Origin of the sequence: Geobacter sp., assembly GCF_027327745.1 — a bacterium.
Classification (GTDB): Bacteria; Desulfobacterota; Desulfuromonadia; order Geobacterales; family Geobacteraceae; genus Geobacter.
In genome coordinates, this window is sequence record NZ_DAHVYG010000033.1 from 113845 (window position 1) to 129963 (window position 16119).

Below are 16119 nucleotides of genomic sequence, written 5' to 3' on the forward strand. Positions count from 1 at the left end.
CTTCAACTGAGGTCAGGATGTCAGGTTCGCCAATTGGAGCATAGGCACGGCATCCCACGTCCTCCAAACCATTCATCAATCCCTCATAACACCGCAATATTACGCAGGTTTAATACACCTTTCAACCGAGGATGTCAATGGGAAAGGCCACGATCGAGAGTCGGGGACCGAGACTCAGGGCCTGATGAAGGAGAAAAAGAAAAGCCTCCTTTATGGGAGGCATTTCAGGATTTACCGCGCAGCAAGCCGGAGGATCACAACACCACCGCAGTCTTGCGGATGACCTGCCGAAACGACTCGCTGGCGGTCGACCAATCCACCACATCCACCTTGAAGGGGAGTTCCGACTCGTCAAAATCGTTTTCAAGCAAAGCAAGCCGGCCGAAGTCAAGGGGGGTGTCGCCGATAACGGCAAGGTCGAGGTCGGAATACTGCTTGGCGGTGCCGGTCGCCCGCGAGCCGAAAACCCAGACTTCCCGGTCGGGTACGTGCCTGCGGAGAATGGCCTTGACCGTTTCGAGATATTGTGGAGCAACGTCTATCACGGGCGGGGCATCTTCTCGGTCAGTCTGTCGAGCAGGTAACGCGCTTCCCGCAGAAATTCCGGGACGATCCGGAAAACCTCACGCGCCTTTTCCTCGTCGTAGGTGTGGCTGGTGGTGCCGCGCGCCTTGCGGTAACGTACCCAGTTGTCCCAGCCGGACATTAGCAAGCCCTGTTCACTTCCGGTACGGATGAGCGTCTGGAACGACATGCCGTCCACCTCTTCAGGGTTGGGCAAAGTGACCTCCAGGTAGCGCTTGAGCATCTTCCAGGAAAGCTCATAGGTGTATTCGAACCGCTGGATCACGCCATCCCTGAGCAACTCGCTGTCGGGCACCGAGAGCGATTCCCGCAGACCTGCGTTCAACTGTGAGATGGCCTTTCCCAGAGATTGAAAATCGAGTGTTTCCACGGCATCTCTCCTTATTCAGGGTACTTCCGAATTGCAGGGGAAAATCCGCTTTCGCAAGCTGCGGTTGCTTCAGCGAACGGCCATCGGTAAAAAACAAGGCTTCAACTGGCACTGGCGCGCCAGCCGAAGCCTTGGCTAAAATTGGTGGAGGTGCCGGGAATCGAACCCGGGTCCGAAGATCATACGCTAAAGGCGTCTACATGCTTGTGCGAGGGTTTTGATTTAACGGACCGGAACTCCCCCTGCCGGGATTTCCGGACAGCGATCCTGCTAAGGTTTTGCCTCGGGGCCGCAGGCGTTCCCGTTGACTATCCCACTGAAATGACGATCCATCCTTGCCCGTGGGAGAGGCTCAGCGGATCGGTAGCAGGGTATTAAGCTGCTACAGCGTAGTCGTAATTGTCGGCGTTTAATTCGCCCCGGGCTGTTTTACGAGACCTGCCCGGACCTCGGCATGCAACCTTTGCTTCCTATCCCCGTCGAAACCTTTACACCCCCGTAAATTTGCGTTCGCCCCGCTTGCGGGGTCGTTACTTGTTGCGTTCTTTCAGCGCCACAGCCATTTCGCGCTTCTGATCCTTCTTCTTCAAGTCTTCCCGCTTGTCGTACAGCTTCTTTCCCTTTGCCAGCCCCAACTCAATTTTGATGTATCCGTTCTTGAAGTAGAGGCGAAGCGGAACTACCGAATACCCCTTTTCCCGAATCTTTCCGTAAAGCCGGTTGATCTCGGCCTTGTGCAGAAGGAGTTTGCGCATCCGCTCGGGGTCGTGATTCTCCCGATTGCCGAAGGCGTATGGCGAGATATGCAGATTGTGCAGGAATACCTCCCCTTCGCGAACCAGCGCGAAGGAGTCGTTAAGATTCCCCTTGCCGAGACGGAGCGACTTCACCTCGGTCCCCTTGAGCACCATGCCGGCCTCAAACTTTTCTTCGATGAAGTAATCGTGGAAGGCCTTTTTATTATTGCAGATCAGCTTTTCGCCCATACACATGCATACTATCAGATGAGGCTAAAGCATTGCAAGGAGAAAAAACGGACTCTTTTTGTCTTCTTCATGTCAAGGAAGGAACTTTGCCGGCGGCGAACACGTCGACCAGGGTTCCCGTATGAACGACTGCTTCGCAAAGATTTCGCTCTGCGGGCAGGGAGGGGAGCCTGACAACGAGGAAATCGGCCCGTTTGCCCGGTTCGAGGGAGCCGACATGCCGGTCTGCGGCGATGGCGCGGGCGGCATCGAGTGTGGCCAGGGAGAGAACCTCCTCCGGGGTGAAGACCCCTGGGTATGCTTCGGGAACAAACCGCATTTCGTCCCAAAGGGAGAGTGAGTCGTTGCTCGCGAGGGAATCGGTGCCGAGGGCGAGTTGGATGCCGAGCTTTTTCAGAAGGTGGGCCGGCGCTCTGCCGACGGCGAGCTTTTCGTTGCTGCGAGGGCAGAGGATCACCGAGACACCGCGCTCTTTGAGGATCCTGGCATCGGCGGGAGTCAGGTGCACACCGTGGACGCAGGTTGTGCGCCGGTCCAGCAGGCCGTGCCGGTCCAGCCAGGATGCGGCGGTTGCGTGCTGCGGGGGGGGAATGAATTCCTCCCAGTGGACGTGGGGATAGAGAGTGTCCGCTATCATTCCGGAGGAATCGAAGTAGAAATCCGATTCGGCACGTGATTCCGCCAGGTGGATGACACGCGGGATCTCCATTGTGGCCGCGAGCCGGCAAAGGCTGCCATGGAACTGCGCCGCAAGCGTGTGGGGGGCGTGGGGCGATATTCCCTGCTCGAAGCTGCCGCAGCTAAAAGAGGAGAGGTCGGCGCGAAGGGCGTCCAGTGCCTCCTGGCAGCGGAGGGGCTCATGACCGATGGCCTCGAAGAAGATGCGGCCGGAGAGTGGAGCGTTGCAATAGAGGGGAAGGAGCGAACGGTCGCTGAGAATCTCGCCGACTGAGGTCGTGCCTGATTCGAGACAGATCCGGAGCCCCTCGCGTACGGAGAGTTCCAGCTCCTGCGGCGTGAGCGCCCGCCTGATCTTGATCACCTGGATGATCCAGTCCACGTAGGTGCGGGGAGAATAGTCGATCCCCTTGCGGATCTTCCAAGATGGGAAGTGGGTCAGTTCGAGATGGGTATGGGCGTTGACCAGACCAGGAATGATGACGCAACCGGGAAAGTCGCGCTCTGGGACGCTGTACCGTGCGCGAAGCCCGGCCAGCGTCCCCGTTTCAACGATGCGGCCACCGTCCACCACCATCGCACCTCCGGGAACAGGTGGAGACGAAATCGGTACGAGGTATGAGGCGGCGAACAGTTCCATGGCTCCCCTGTTACTACCAGGCTACTTTTTTCAGACTCCCCTGCCCCGCCACTTCTTTGCGTGTGGGAAGCATGCAGTTCTTGTCGTCGACAAAGACCAGCTTCGGCTCGTACTTCTGAGCCTCTTCGTTCTCCATGTTGACGAAACTTGCAATGATGACGAGATCCTTGGGCGCCACGAGACGGGCAGCGGCGCCATTGATACAGATGACCCCCGAACCGCGCTCACCTTCGATCGCATAGGTCTCGAAGCGGCTCCCGTTGGTGACGTTCCAGATCGACACCGCCTCGTAGGGAATGATGTCGGCGGCTTCCATCAGGTCGAGGTCGATGGTAATGCTTCCTTCGTAGTGAAGATCGGCTCCGGTGACCGTGGCGCGGTGAATCTTGCTTTTGAGCATCCTGCGTTCCATTTAATTTTCCTCCCCCAAGGTACAGTTGTCAATCAGCCTCGTTTTTCCGATTCTGACGGCCAGGGCCAGCAGGGTGCTTTCGTCGGCCGTCTCCAAAGCTTCAAGGGTGTCCTTGTTGCGGAATTCCGCATAGTCTATCGATGCAGCGGGGACCTCGGCGATCAGGCGCACCACCCGCTCCCTGAGGATCTTCACCGAACGCTCACCGTCGTTGAAAAGCCCCCGGGCGGCGGCAAGGGCCCTGTACAGGCAGAGGGCGTTCTGCCGCTCTTCGGGCTGGAGGTAGGCGTTGCGCGAACTCATGGCAAGCCCGTCGTCCTCGCGGACAATCGGCATGCCGATGACCTCAATGTCCATGTGCAGATCGGACACCATGCGCCGGATTACGGCAAGCTGCTGGAAATCCTTCTTCCCGAAAAGGGCGACATGGGGCATGACGATGTTGAAGAGCTTGGTCACCACGGTGGTGACCCCCCGGAAATGGCCGGTACGGCTGGCGCCGCAGAGGGGGAGCGTCAACTCCTCGGCATTGACATAGGTCTGATAACCGTGTGGATACATGTCGCCGCTCTTGGGCGCGAAGATGACATCAACCCCTGCCCCGGAGGCAACCGCCGTGTCGCGCACAAGGTCGCGAGGATAGGCATCGAGGTCCTCGGAAGGGCCGAACTGGGTCGGGTTGACGAAGATGCTCGCCACCAGGATGTCGCCCCGTTTTCTCCCTTCCCTCATGAGAGATGCGTGCCCCTCATGGAGGTAACCCATGGTCGGCACCAGGGCAATGGTCTTCCCTGCCGTGCGGGCCTCCCGTGTAAATCTCTGCATTTCGGCGACCGATTCGATAATTCTCATGTCAGCTGAACGAATGCCCCTCGTCGGGGAATTCTCCTTTCTTGACTTCGGCGATATAGGAGGTCACCGCATCGGCAATTACCCCCCTGACGTCTGCATAGCGCTTCACGAACTTCGGCGAGTATTTCTCGCAGAGACCGAGGATGTCATGGATGACCAGCACCTGGCCGTCGCAGTGGGGTCCGGCCCCGATGCCGATGGTAGGGATCGAGAGTTCATCGGTTATCCGCCTGGCCAATGCAAGGGGAATCCCTTCCAGAACCAGGGCAAAGGCGCCGGCTTCCTGCACGGCCAAGGCATCCTCCATGAGACGCCTGGCCTGTTCTTCCCTTTTTCCCTGAACCTTATATCCCCCCATCCGGTGTATCGACTGGGGGGTAAGGCCGATATGCCCCACGACCGGTATATCCATGTCGACGATGGCCCGGATGGTGGCGGCGATGTGGGTACCCCCTTCGAGTTTGACCGCCTCCGCTCCCCCTTCCTTCACCAGTCGCCCCGCGTTGAGCCGGGCATCGCGCAGGTCTGTCTGGAAAGAGAGAAACGGCATGTCGGCAACGACCAGCGCCTTCGGGCGGGCGCGCGTGACGGCCCGGGTATGATAGATCATCTCTTCGATGGTAACCGGCAGGGTATTGTCGTAGCCGTCAATCACGACTCCAAGCGAATCGCCGACCAGTATGGCATCGATGGCGCAGTCGTCCATGACCCGGGTGAAGGGAAAATCGTAGCTGGTGAGCATGGTGATCTTCTCGCCGGCTTCCTTCATCTTCTGGATATCGAGGATTGTCTTTTTTCTGCTCACTTCAGAACACCTCATTAACAAAAAATGCGCCCCCGGGAAACGGAGGCGCACGAAAAGACCGGAAGAGTATCTTCTCTCTTCTTCCTGGTGCGGCTATTGCCTTCCGTCCCGGTTCTCGGCGAATCCAGGCAGTATGCTTGTTGTGAAAGGTTCCCACGGCTCCGCCGGTGTTGCGGGCCATTCCTAGAACATTTTTTTGTTTAGCATGGATGAAACGATCGTGTCCACAACTTAATTTATTTATCCTGCGATCTTCTTCATCATCTCAAGCTCTTTGACCACTTCGCTGCTCTCTTCACGGCGGACTTCCATGTCTTCGAAGATCTTGGTCACCATCTGGCCGACCCCTTCCACCGACTTCTTGATCTCGGTACCGTCCTCCACCTGCTTAACGGTGGCCTTGACCATCTCCTGGGTCATCTCCTTGATCGTGTCGATGGAGCGGACGATGCTCATGGCGGCATCCGACTGCTCCTTGGATGCCTTGAAGATCTGGGAGCTCATGCTGCTCACGTTCTCGATGGAATGGGTCACGAGCTGCACGCTTCGCGCCTGTTCCTCGGTGGCGGTCTTGATCTCGCGGGTCATGTCCATGGAACGGACCGAGCTTTCGTGGATGACTTCCAGCGACTGCCCCATGACGCCGCCAAGTTCGACCCCGCGCTGCACCCGCTCCTTGGAGGCCGAGATATTTTCCGCAGCGTCGCGGGATTCCTTCATGATCTCTTCGATAATGCCGGTAATCTCGCCGGTGGATTGCCCGGTCTGAAGCGAAAGGTTGCGGATCTCGTCGGCAACGACCCCGAAACTCTTGCCGTACTCGCCTGCCTGGGCGGCGATGATGGAGGCATTGAGCGCCAGGAGGTTGGTACGCTTGGTAATGTCGTTGATGACACCGACGATGCTTTCGATCCGTCCGCTGTTTTCGGTGAGACGCTTCATCCCTTCGAAGGAAAGCTCGACCGAATTCTGGATCTCGGCCAGGGCCCTGATAGTCTCTTCCACCACCCGCCTCCCCCGGTCGGCCTCTTCCTTCACCTTGCTGGATACCTGATGGGAAATGGCGGCACTCTGCTCCACGTTCTTGATGGTGGAGTTGAGTTCTTCCATGGCGGAAGCGGACTTGTCGATCGATTCGGAGAGATAGTCGAGGTTCCTGGTCACCTGCTCGATGGACACGTAGATGTTGCTCACGGCGGAACTGGTCTCGTCCACGGCCGAAAGGACGCTTTCCGCAGCTGACGCAATGTGGGCGGTTCCGTCGGCCACCGAGCTGACCGCATCCTTCAGGTTGCTAACATAGCGCGAATAGTGGTCGCGGTTCTTGAGGAGGTCGGCAAAGGTGGTCTCAAGCTCCGACGTCAACGCTCCGATCGCCTTCAGCAGGTTGATACGGACGATGGCCGAGGCGGCCTGATCGGCAAACAGCTTGATGGTATCGACATCGGTGTCGTTAAGTGGCCGCTTGCTGAGGCTGTTGTCGATGCCGAAGATTCCGATCGATTCCCCCTTGACGACGATGGGACAGACCACGAAGCTCTTCGAGCGCAGTGCCTTGATCGTATCGTACGGCGGCTGGAGCTTGAACTCGGACGGATAGACGTTGATGTCGTCAACCATGTAGAGCTGCTTGTCGCTGAAGCACTTGAAGATGACCCCGCTGCGGAGATCGAGGGGGAGTGTCACCCCGCTCGGGTTGAATCCGGCAGTCCCGATGGACGCCACGAACGAGAGAGAGGTGCGCATATCGTCGGCCATGAGGATGTTGACCCGTTCATAGCCGAGAACGTCATGGAGCCCATCGGCGCAAAGACGTAGGACTTCGTCCACGTCGATGGATTTCTGGATCTTGCTGCTGATCTGGTGGAAGTTCTTGATATTGCTGTCGAGCACCCGGTAACGGTTCTCGAAGACTTCCTTCTGGGAGGCAACCTCCTGATGGAGACCGTCCAGCTCCACGGCCCGCGTGTGGAGTTCGTCACTTGTCTTTCCGATGTAAGTGCCGACAACGGCCAATACGGTGGCGGTGCCGATCCCCATGTAGGAGTACAGGGCGAGATTGTAGCCACTCTTGAAGATGTCGCCGAAAATCTGTGAAAGAACAGGCTGGTCCGGGTCGGCGAAAAAGACAAGTCGGAGAGCGGTCCAGGCCACAGGGGCGCCGATTCCCATGGCGCAGCCGAGGATGCCGTAGAGCCTGCTCCTGTTTCGGATGATTGCCCCGGTTTCCATAAAAGGTTACCCTCCAGTGAAGATATCCATGTACATGGCGGGGAGGCCTTTACAGGCCCCCTCGAAAAAACATTCTGCCGAGGAATAGCTAAACCGCTGAGACAACACCGGTGCACTCTATCTTGCCAAGGTCGCAAAGTCAACCATTTGCGAGGGTTTTGCGGAAATGGGGAACTCCGCGCCCCGGCCTTTTGTGGGATCATCGACGACCGACGGCGATGCCAAGCTCCTCGGCTGCGGTAACCATCTGGCCTTTCGGATCGACGAGCTTGAGCCGACGGACCGCTTTTTCGATCGAGACCGACCTGATATCCCTTCCCCGCAGACAGACCATCTCGCCATAGCGTTCCCGTTCGAGGAGTTCCACCGCACCAACCCCGAAACGGCTACCAAGGCAGCGGTCGAAGGTGGAGGGAGACCCTCCCCGCTGGAGATGGCCAAGGACCATCGTTCTCGTATCCATCTTCAGGCAGGACGAAAGCTCCCGCGCAACGTATTCACCGATTCCGCCGAGCCGCTCCACGGGGTTTGATTCGTCTGCCCGCCGCCGGACCACCCTCCCTCCCCCACAGGGGTACGCCCCTTCGGCGGCAACGATGATGCTGAATGTGCTGCCGCGGCGGCACCGCTCGTCGATCGCCCGGCATATCGACTGAATGTCGAACGGAATCTCCGGAATGAGGATGACATCCGCTCCGCCGCTTATTCCAGACTCCAGTGCGATCCAGCCGGCATAGCGCCCCATGACTTCCATGATCATGACCCGGTGATGGCTTTCCGCCGTGGAGTGGAGCTTGTCGAGGGCGTCGGTTGCCGTTTCCAGGGCAGTGTTGTAACCGAAGGTGACGTCGGTCTCCATCAGGTCGTTATCGATGGTTTTCGGAACACCGACTATCGGCACACCCTTGCGCATCAGTTCGAGGGCTATCTTGAGCGAACCGTCACCCCCCACCGTCACCAAGCCGTCGATTCCCATCTTTCGTATGTTGTCGACGACCTGATCGGATATGTCGGTAAGTACCGTCTTACCACCCTCCTCCACGGGGTAACAGAAAGGATTTCCCCTGTTGGAGGTCCCGAGAATGGTTCCTCCCCGGGGCAGAATTCCCCGCACATCTCCAAGGCCGAGAAGTCTCGTCCTGTCAGCCCTCAGAAATCCGTCGAAGCCATCCTCGATGCCGACGACCTCCCACCCGCGGCGGATAATGGCGCTCTTGACCACCCCCCGGATCACTGCATTGAGCCCCGGACAGTCGCCACCGCCGGTAAGAATCCCGATTCGCCGTTTCATCGCTCCTCCGTGCTGAAATTCCCTTGCCGTCAGACTCCCGTTCTGTTGCCAAAAGCCTGCATCGCGAGGGCGGCACTGCCGATCAGGCCGCCATCTTCACCCAGGGCCGCGGGAATGATCCTGAGCCGTTCGCCGGGAACCGAAAATGCGCGCGCCCGCATCTCCTTCTCCGCGGCGTCTTTCAGCAGATCGAAGCTGGCGGCCACTCCACCTCCCACGATGAACGCCTCCAGATTGAGGATATTGGCCAGGCCCGCCGCCGCAATTCCGAGATATCGGCCCGCATCCGCAAAAATCTTCAGTGCACGGGGATCGCCTTGCCGTGCCGCCTCGGATACGCTTTCGGCGGAGATGGCCTCCTCACCGCTCCCGCCCGACATGGCAGCACGGGCACTGGTCGCGATGGCCGTAGCCGAAGCGTACTGTTCCAGGCATCCACGGTTGCCGCAGGTACAAGGCCTGCCATCCGGTTCCACAGTCAGGTGTCCGAGCTCCCCGGCGACCCCATCGATGCCGGTCCACAGGCTTCCGTTGAGCACAAGCCCTCCCCCCACGCCGGTCCCCAACGTAACCATGATGAACGAAGAGAATTCTGCCCCGGCACCGTATAGCCGTTCTCCCCAGGCGCAGGCGTTGACGTCGTTGGCGATAACGGTAGGGAGTCCGGTGATGCGCTGCAGGTCTTCGCGCAGATTTACCCCGTCGAGGGGAGGAAGGTTGACGGAAACATGAACATACCCATCGTTGGCGATGAGTCCCGGTATCCCTGCTCCCGCGGCAACAATGGTTGCTCCGCATCCGTCGGCGGCGCTTCGCAAGACGCCAACTCCTTCGCGAATCTTTTCATAGAAGGGCTCACGCCCGGCTTTGATCTCGGTTTTGAGATCGTGCCGGTGCCGGATCCTCCCCAACCGGTCCACCAGGGCGAAACGGAGGTTCGTCCCTCCCACGTCGATGCCGGCAAAAAGCCCATTCCTCTCCTCTGTCATCGGAAGTACCCCGGAAGGTTATCGTTTAAGAGCTTCAAAGCGGGGAAGCAGGCGATCGTAAGCGGCGAGAAGACCCTCCGGAACGACCCTGACGTCGGCGACGACGCTCATGAAATTGGTGTCGCCGTTCCACCGCGGAACGATGTGGCAATGGAGGTGATCGTCGACCCCGGCACCGGCCGCCTTCCCCAAATTCATTCCGATATTGAATCCCTGGGGAGATGCTTCCTCGTGAAGGATGGCACGGCAGAGGCCAACGGTGCGGAAAAGATCGAGCATCTCCTCGTCCGACAGCGAATCCATGTCCGCCGTGTGTCTGAGGGGAGCGGCCATCAAGTGGCCGTTGGTGTACGGATACCGGTTCAGCATCACCAGAGATAACGGCGTTCTGTGAAGCACCAGGTGCTCGCGGTCTTCGCTGGTATCCTGCGGGAGACAGAAGATGCACCCCGAAGGTTTTTCAGTGAAAATATATTCGGTCCTCCAGGGTGCCCAGATGCGTTCCATGGCCGTCTCCTCCGTCTATCTGCCCGTCTCGGCAGGGGTTTCGGAATTATCAACCAAACAGGTCCAAATTACAAGTGCCGCCAGGGGATTGCCCGGGCTCTGGGAAGTAAAATGATTTTTTAGTTTCACTGTAATTTGAGCTTGACAAAGCGGCAAGACACGGACTAAGGTGTCTCAATTTAAGTGATTTCAGCAAAATAAAACTCCGTAACACCAGTGTGGCACGACGGAAAAATTTTTATCACGAGTAAAAATTGCCGGGATGCCGCCGAAGAAAGGAGCCGAGTCCGCCATGCGCAAGAAACAGGATGCCCTTGACTACCACTCCAGTGGCCGTAAAGGCAAGATCGAAGTAATTCCGTCCAAACCGTGCCTTACCCAACGTGACCTCTCTCTCGCCTATTCGCCCGGTGTCGCCGAGCCATGTCTCGAAATCGAGAAGAACCCCGAAGACGCCTACAAGTATACTGCCAAAGGGAATCTTGTCGCAGTCGTCTCGAACGGTACCGCCGTTCTGGGCCTTGGCAACATCGGTGCCCTGGCCGGCAAACCGGTCATGGAAGGTAAGGGGGTACTTTTCAAGCGTTTTGCCGATATCGACGTATTCGATATCGAAGTCAACTCGGAGAACCCCGACGAGGTGATCAAGGTCTGTCAGCTCCTGGAGCCGACTTTTGGCGGAATCAACCTGGAGGACATCAAGGCTCCGGAGTGCTTCTACATAGAAGAAAAGCTCAAGGAAACGATGAACATCCCGGTCTTCCACGACGACCAGCATGGCACTGCCATTATCTCGGCCGCCGGTCTGACTAATGCCTTGATGCTGGTGGGGAAGAAGATCGAGGAAATCCGCCTCGTGATCAACGGTGCCGGCGCCGCCGCCATTGCCTGCGCGAACCTGGCAATTTCCCTCGGCCTCAGGAAAGACAACCTCATCATGTGCGACACCAAGGGGGTCATCTACCGGGGCCGCACCGAAGGAATGAACAAATACAAGGAGCGCTTTGCCGTCGACACCTCGCTCCGTACGCTTGAGGAAGCCGTGGAGGGAGCCGATGTCCTCTACGGTCTTTCCTCCAAGGGCGCCTTCACCCCCGAGATGGTGCGCAAGATGGCTGCCAATCCGATCATCTTTGCCATGGCCAACCCCGACCCGGAGATCACTCCCGAGGAGGCCCGGGCGGTGCGCGGAGACGTCCTTATCGCCACGGGTCGCTCCGACTATCCCAACCAAGTGAATAACGTTCTCGGCTTTCCGTTCATCTTCCGCGGTGCCCTCGACGTACGCGCCACCACCATCAATGAAGATATGAAAAAGGCCGCGGTCTCTGCTCTGGCAGAGCTGGCCCGGGAGGAATGTCCCGACTCGGTCTGCCGCGCGTACGGCAACGTGAAATTCTCCTTCGGCCGGGATTATATCATCCCCAAGCCGTTCGACCCCCGGGCCCTTCTGCGCGTTGCCCCGGCGGTCGCCAGGGCGGCCATGGAATCGGGAGTGGCCCGCCAGCCGATCGAGGACATGGAGAAGTATGTCGAGCACCTGGAATCGCTGCAGGGCAAGGCCAAGGAAACCCTGCGCATGATCATCAACAAGGCCAAGTGCGACCCGAAGCGGATCGTCTTCCCGGAAGGGGACAACGAAAAGATTCTCAAGGCGGCCCAGATACTCATCGAAGAGGGGATCGGGAAACCGATCCTCATCGGGAATCACGAAAATATCCGCGCCAAGATGGCGGAGCTCGGTCTCGAACTCAACGGTGAGGTGGCAATCGTCGACCCCGCGAACTTCGAGCGGTCGGAAGAATACGCCGAGGAGCTCTTCCGGCTTCGCCAGCGTAAGGGGCTGACCCTTTCCGAGGCGCGCCGGATCATGACCCGCAAGTCCCGCACCCATTTCGGCTGCATGATGGTCCACATGGAGGATGCCGACACCCTCCTTTCCGGTATCGATACCCACTATCCGGAGACCATTCGCCCGGCCCTGGAAGTGATCGGCAAGCAACAGGGGCTCTCCAGCGTCCACGGTCTCTACATGATGGTCTTCAACAAGGGGATCTTCCTCATGGCGGACACCACCGTCTGCATCGAGCCGACGCCGGAGGAACTGGCCGAAACCGCCGTTCTCGCCGCCGAGAAGGCGCGCATGCTCGACCTCGAGCCGACGGTGGCCATGCTCTCGTTCTCCAACTTCGGATCGGTGAGCCATCCCCAGACCCTGAAGGTGAAGCGGGCGGTGGAGATCGTCAAGGAGCGGGAGCCGAATCTTGTCATCGACGGGGAGATGCAGTCGGACACGGCGGTGGTGACCGAGATCCTCCAGAAGAGCTTCTCCTTCGCAAGCCTCAAGGAGGCGGCCAACGTCCTGATTTTCCCCGACCTCAACTCCGGGAACATCTGCTACAAGCTCCTTCACCACCTCGGGGGAGCCGAGGCCATCGGCCCGATCCTCATGGGGATGAAAAAGCCGGTCCACGTGCTGCAGCGGGGAGACGATGTCAGCGACATCGTGAACATGGCCGCCATTGCAGTCGTTGACGCCCAGAACTCCTGATTTTCCATCTTCCGTCACAAGCAAGAGAAAGGGGGCTCGACAGGCCCCCTTTCCCTTTCTCTTGCCATTACAACATGCTCTTTGCTAAGATTTTTCCTCCTGACCCATCCCAATCCTCCCTGGGAGTTTTCCCGCAATGGAGCGCCAGTTTCTTTTCAATCACCCCGTGCGAGGTTTGTCGCGAGCGTTGCTCCTTTCTCTCGCGCTCCACGCAACGGTGGCCACGGCAATAGCTCTCTTCTCACGCAGCCAGGCCTCCATCGGTTCTCCACGGATTGTCACTCTGGACCTGGCGGAGCTAAACGATAATCCCATCCCCGTCTCTCCCGGGCCGGTTTCGGAGGCAAAGCGCACCACAACGCTGACACGACCTGCAACGGCAACGGTGCCACCCCCGATGGCAGTGGGGGAGAAGCTTCCCGAAGAACAGCCGCCGAAGCCCCTCTCACCCGAACCACGGATGAATCCTTCGTCCCTGTCGCTTGGAATGACCCGAGGGTTTTTCAGGAGCCTTGCCGATGGCGATACCCTGCGCAGCGATATCAAGGAGTATTACTTCGCGCTGGTTCAGAGGATTAACGAACAGTGGTGGGCAGTGGCGGATCAACGGGGAACAGAGCCCGGGAGGCAGGAGGCCCTGGTGACGATTGTCCTGAAAAGAGATGGTGAAATTCTCGATGTGAGGCTGATAAAAAGTTCAGGGAATCCGGAATACGACCGGGTGATCCTGAAAGCACTTCAGTCGGCGACTCCGCTTCCTCCCCTTCCGGAGAGCTATCCCGGCGAATATTTCGAGGCCCCGTTCAGACTTATGGCTCCATTGGGCCTTCTTTCCTGAGACTGGACCGTCCTACCCCACGATTTCCTCGGCGTCATCGAGATCCACAAGCTCGATATCCGCCAGATCCAGTGCTTCGTCATCGCACTGCAGCCGGGCTATCTTTTGAACCGTGTCCCTGAAATCGGGGCTCACGGCGTAAATCTCGCGATATTCTTGCAGCGCCTGTTCGCACGCCCCCATGGCTTCCCGCAGCAGCGCGCGTTCGTACTTGAGGCAGAGCTGCTCCTCTTCCGCCAGCCCGGGCAAGGCCAATCCCCCGGTAAAGAGTTCCTCGGCCTGGAGATAATCCCCCTTCTCCCTGCAGCAGATACCCTGAAGAGTGATGCAGTCGATCCGGCGCTGCGGGTCCAGAGAGGCTGCTCTGAACTCGGCGATCGCGTCGTCGTAAAGCCCCATCTCCTTATAGGCAATACCGAGGTTGTAGTGGGTCTCGGTGTCGCCCTGGTCGAGCTGTTCGCCCACCCCCTTCTTGAATGCCGAAAAGAGTCCGTCAAGGGCGTATTTGTCGCGCTTTGCCGGTTCCTGTGCCGTTGCTGCGGCCGGGATAAGCCCGTCGAGCTCATCCTCGGAAAAATCGAGATCGAGGGCTTCGGCACCGCCTTGTTCCGCCGAAGCCGGGAAGGTTTCTTCAGCACCGTTCAGCCAATCGTCGGACTCCGCCGCGAGATGGGAGACATCCAGTTCAACCATGTCGCCGTCGAACGTATCGCCCCCGCCGGCAAATTCGCCTTCAGGCTCCGACACCGCAAAATCGAAGGTCGCCGACGCATCATCGCCCGGGAAGAGTCCTTCTTCGCCTTCCGACGTCAGAGGCCCGGGCTCCGGAGGCTCGGCTGCCTCCGACCCCGAGGACTCGTCTGCAGAAGCGGCTAACAGCCCTGTTTCGGGTAATTCTTCCTCTTCGAACGTGATATCGATCTCGTCCTCTGTCGGGAAGTCGTCAGCAGTCGCTGCCTCAGAGGATATCTGACCGGAATCCGGCACCGATTCCGAAGGGGTGGGAGACGTTTCAGGCGAAGATGCAGGTTCGGTGCTTGCCGTTTCGGCAGACGCTGCCTCTTTCTCCTCGACATCAGCCGTCTTGTCTTGCTCCCTGTCTCTATCGACGACGTCGGGGTGTTGAGGGGCCAAGTCGTGAATGGCACGATAAAACCCCTCGACGGCGGCGGGCTCCCGGGAGAGGAGCTCCGGCTCGAACATCTTGAGATACCTGAGGGCTTCGTCGACGTTCTGCTCGTCGATGAAACAGGAAATCAGGCCCGTGCGGGCCGCGATCTCGTCGGGGTAGCGTTTGACGATCTGTCCGTAGGCACCCTTTGCGGTCCGGGGATCGTTGGCGGCGCGGGCGGCATCGGCCAGAAGATAGAGAGCCCTGGGATTGAAGCGGTCATCAGAGACCAGCTGCTTCAACAGCGGCAATACCGCCACAGGGTTGCCGCTGTTGACCTGCCCCTCGGCCACCGCCAGGAGGAATTCCTTCCGTTCGGGGAAGAGCTGGCCGATCCGCTCGCACACCCGCGCAAAGGTCGTCTCGTCGCCACTCCTCTTGATATCCCGGGCCAGGGCCGTGAAATCGTCGTATGCCTGCTCTCCCAGTCCCGCCCTGTGACGGGTTTCAGCCAATTTGAGGCGGATGTTGAAATTGTCCTTGTCGACGGCATGCATCTTTTCGAGGACCGATAGAGCCTCGTCAAGTTGCCCGCTTTTTTCATAGTGATCGTAGACCGTCTTGTACTCTGCAAGGGCATTTCCGACCAGGCCCTGTTTTTCGTTCAGAGATGCAAGCGTGAGAGAAATGGCGCTATTACGGGGATCGGTGCGCTGGATCTGCTTGTAGACGGCGATGGCCTTGAGGTAAAAACCGTTGTCCGCGTAAAATTTGCCTATTACTTCGAATTCCCTGACCGCATCATCCTTGCGGTTTGCCCGCATCAGAAGTTCGGCAAACTTCTGCCTTACCCTGATATCCTTCGGATCAAGGACAACCGCCTGCTCGTACTCGCGGATGGCGCGGTCGAGCTGCCCTTTCACGAGGAATTTCTGAGCAGAGTCGAGATGTTTTTCTTTCTTGGTCAAAGCTTCTCCACAACAACCGCATCAGCGGCGACGATCATCCTGTAAACCTAAAGGAAAGAGTGCCCCTTGTCAAGCCATATGAACGCCGGAAAAACCGCGTAAATTCCAGCTTTCGGGGCTAGTCGCCTTCTGCGTCGGCCCCCTCTTGCCTGACCAATCTCATTCTTCCGGCGTGAGCAGCCGACGCATGATACCATCATCGCCTCTCAACCTGCGAAAAAGCCGCTCCCCCTTCCCTTTTCATACACTTGCTGATAAGATGCACCGTTATCGTTCAACGTCGATATATGCCTGCCAGGAGATA

At 58.5% G+C, this 16119-nt stretch carries 14 protein-coding genes and 1 other RNA gene; 2 read left to right on the top strand and 13 right to left on the bottom strand.

The features are described from left to right. Positions 1-254: 254 nt before the first annotated feature. The 12 genes from M6689_RS06965 to M6689_RS07020 form a co-directional block, all read right to left on the bottom strand. Positions 255-545, bottom strand: coding sequence for a nucleotidyltransferase family protein (locus tag M6689_RS06965; RefSeq protein ID WP_298269499.1), 291 nt, complete (start codon positions 543-545; stop codon positions 255-257). After that, positions 542-955 carry a nucleotidyltransferase substrate binding protein gene (locus M6689_RS06970; protein WP_298269501.1) on the bottom strand — a complete coding sequence of 138 codons (414 nt, stop codon included), beginning with the start codon at positions 953-955 and terminating at the stop codon, positions 542-544. Before M6689_RS06970 ends, M6689_RS06965 begins: the two co-directional genes overlap by 4 nt. Positions 956-1097: 142 nt before the next feature. Continuing rightward, positions 1098-1453, bottom strand: a transfer-messenger RNA (tmRNA) gene (ssrA, locus tag M6689_RS06975). Positions 1454-1485: 32 nt separating this feature from the next. Beyond that, positions 1486-1941, bottom strand: a complete 456-nt coding sequence (gene smpB / locus M6689_RS06980; protein WP_298269504.1) for an SsrA-binding protein SmpB — start codon at positions 1939-1941, stop codon at positions 1486-1488. A 67-nt stretch (positions 1942-2008) separates the two neighbouring features. Continuing rightward, on the bottom strand, positions 2009-3259 hold the full coding sequence (locus tag M6689_RS06985; RefSeq protein ID WP_298269507.1) for an amidohydrolase family protein: 1251 nt from the start codon (positions 3257-3259) through the stop codon (positions 2009-2011). A 13-nt stretch (positions 3260-3272) separates the two neighbouring features. Continuing rightward, on the bottom strand, positions 3273-3671 hold the full coding sequence (panD, locus tag M6689_RS06990) for an aspartate 1-decarboxylase (protein WP_298269510.1): 399 nt from the start codon (positions 3669-3671) through the stop codon (positions 3273-3275). Further along, positions 3672-4523 carry a pantoate--beta-alanine ligase gene (gene panC / locus M6689_RS06995; protein ID WP_298269513.1) on the bottom strand — a complete coding sequence of 284 codons (852 nt, stop codon included), beginning with the start codon at positions 4521-4523 and terminating at the stop codon, positions 3672-3674. A 1-nt stretch (position 4524) separates the two neighbouring features. Beyond that, positions 4525-5328: a 3-methyl-2-oxobutanoate hydroxymethyltransferase gene (gene panB / locus M6689_RS07000; RefSeq protein WP_298269516.1), complete on the bottom strand. Its 804-nt coding sequence runs from the start codon at positions 5326-5328 to the stop codon at positions 4525-4527. Positions 5329-5568: 240 nt separating this feature from the next. Next, positions 5569-7560, bottom strand: a complete 1992-nt coding sequence (locus M6689_RS07005; protein WP_298269519.1) for a methyl-accepting chemotaxis protein — start codon at positions 7558-7560, stop codon at positions 5569-5571. 199 nt (positions 7561-7759) lie between these two features. Then, complete coding sequence (locus M6689_RS07010) at positions 7760-8851, bottom strand: 6-phosphofructokinase (RefSeq protein ID WP_298269521.1); 1092 nt, start codon at positions 8849-8851, stop codon at positions 7760-7762. 29 nt (positions 8852-8880) lie between these two features. Further along, complete coding sequence (locus tag M6689_RS07015; protein WP_298269522.1) at positions 8881-9840, bottom strand: ROK family protein; 960 nt, start codon at positions 9838-9840, stop codon at positions 8881-8883. Between the two features lie 18 nt (positions 9841-9858). Continuing rightward, entirely contained in the window at positions 9859-10347 is a 489-nt protein-coding gene (locus M6689_RS07020; protein WP_298269525.1) for an HIT domain-containing protein, read from the bottom strand. Between the two features lie 292 nt (positions 10348-10639). Between M6689_RS07020 and M6689_RS07025 the strand changes: the two genes are divergently transcribed. Further along, the gene (locus M6689_RS07025) at positions 10640-12898 is read left to right on the top strand and encodes an NADP-dependent malic enzyme (RefSeq protein ID WP_298269528.1); all 2259 of its coding nucleotides are present in this window, start codon (positions 10640-10642) and stop codon (positions 12896-12898) included. Between the two features lie 136 nt (positions 12899-13034). Further along, positions 13035-13736, top strand: coding sequence for an energy transducer TonB (locus M6689_RS07030; protein ID WP_298269530.1), 702 nt, complete (start codon positions 13035-13037; stop codon positions 13734-13736). Between the two features lie 12 nt (positions 13737-13748). Here M6689_RS07030 and M6689_RS07035 read toward each other — a convergent pair whose 3' ends face one another. Further along, the gene (locus M6689_RS07035) at positions 13749-15815 is read right to left on the bottom strand and encodes a tetratricopeptide repeat protein (protein WP_298269534.1); all 2067 of its coding nucleotides are present in this window, start codon (positions 15813-15815) and stop codon (positions 13749-13751) included. Positions 15816-16119 lie beyond the last annotated feature (304 nt).

Excerpts from the sequence above, each read along its gene's own strand:
- M6689_RS07015 (WP_298269522.1), bottom strand. The coding sequence starts at position 9,840 with ATGACAGAGGAGAGGAATGGGCTTTTTGCCGGCATCGACGTGGGAGGG.
- smpB (WP_298269504.1), bottom strand. The coding sequence starts at position 1,941 with ATGGGCGAAAAGCTGATCTGCAATAATAAAAAGGCCTTCCACGATTAC.
- M6689_RS07005 (WP_298269519.1), bottom strand. The coding sequence starts at position 7,560 with ATGGAAACCGGGGCAATCATCCGAAACAGGAGCAGGCTCTACGGCATC.
- M6689_RS07025 (WP_298269528.1), top strand. The coding sequence starts at position 10,640 with ATGCGCAAGAAACAGGATGCCCTTGACTACCACTCCAGTGGCCGTAAA.
- M6689_RS06985 (WP_298269507.1), bottom strand. The coding sequence starts at position 3,259 with ATGGAACTGTTCGCCGCCTCATACCTCGTACCGATTTCGTCTCCACCT.
- M6689_RS07030 (WP_298269530.1), top strand. The coding sequence starts at position 13,035 with ATGGAGCGCCAGTTTCTTTTCAATCACCCCGTGCGAGGTTTGTCGCGA.
- panC (WP_298269513.1), bottom strand. The coding sequence starts at position 4,523 with ATGAGAATTATCGAATCGGTCGCCGAAATGCAGAGATTTACACGGGAG.
- panD (WP_298269510.1), bottom strand. The coding sequence starts at position 3,671 with ATGGAACGCAGGATGCTCAAAAGCAAGATTCACCGCGCCACGGTCACC.
- M6689_RS07020 (WP_298269525.1), bottom strand. The coding sequence starts at position 10,347 with ATGGAACGCATCTGGGCACCCTGGAGGACCGAATATATTTTCACTGAA.
- M6689_RS07010 (WP_298269521.1), bottom strand. The coding sequence starts at position 8,851 with ATGAAACGGCGAATCGGGATTCTTACCGGCGGTGGCGACTGTCCGGGG.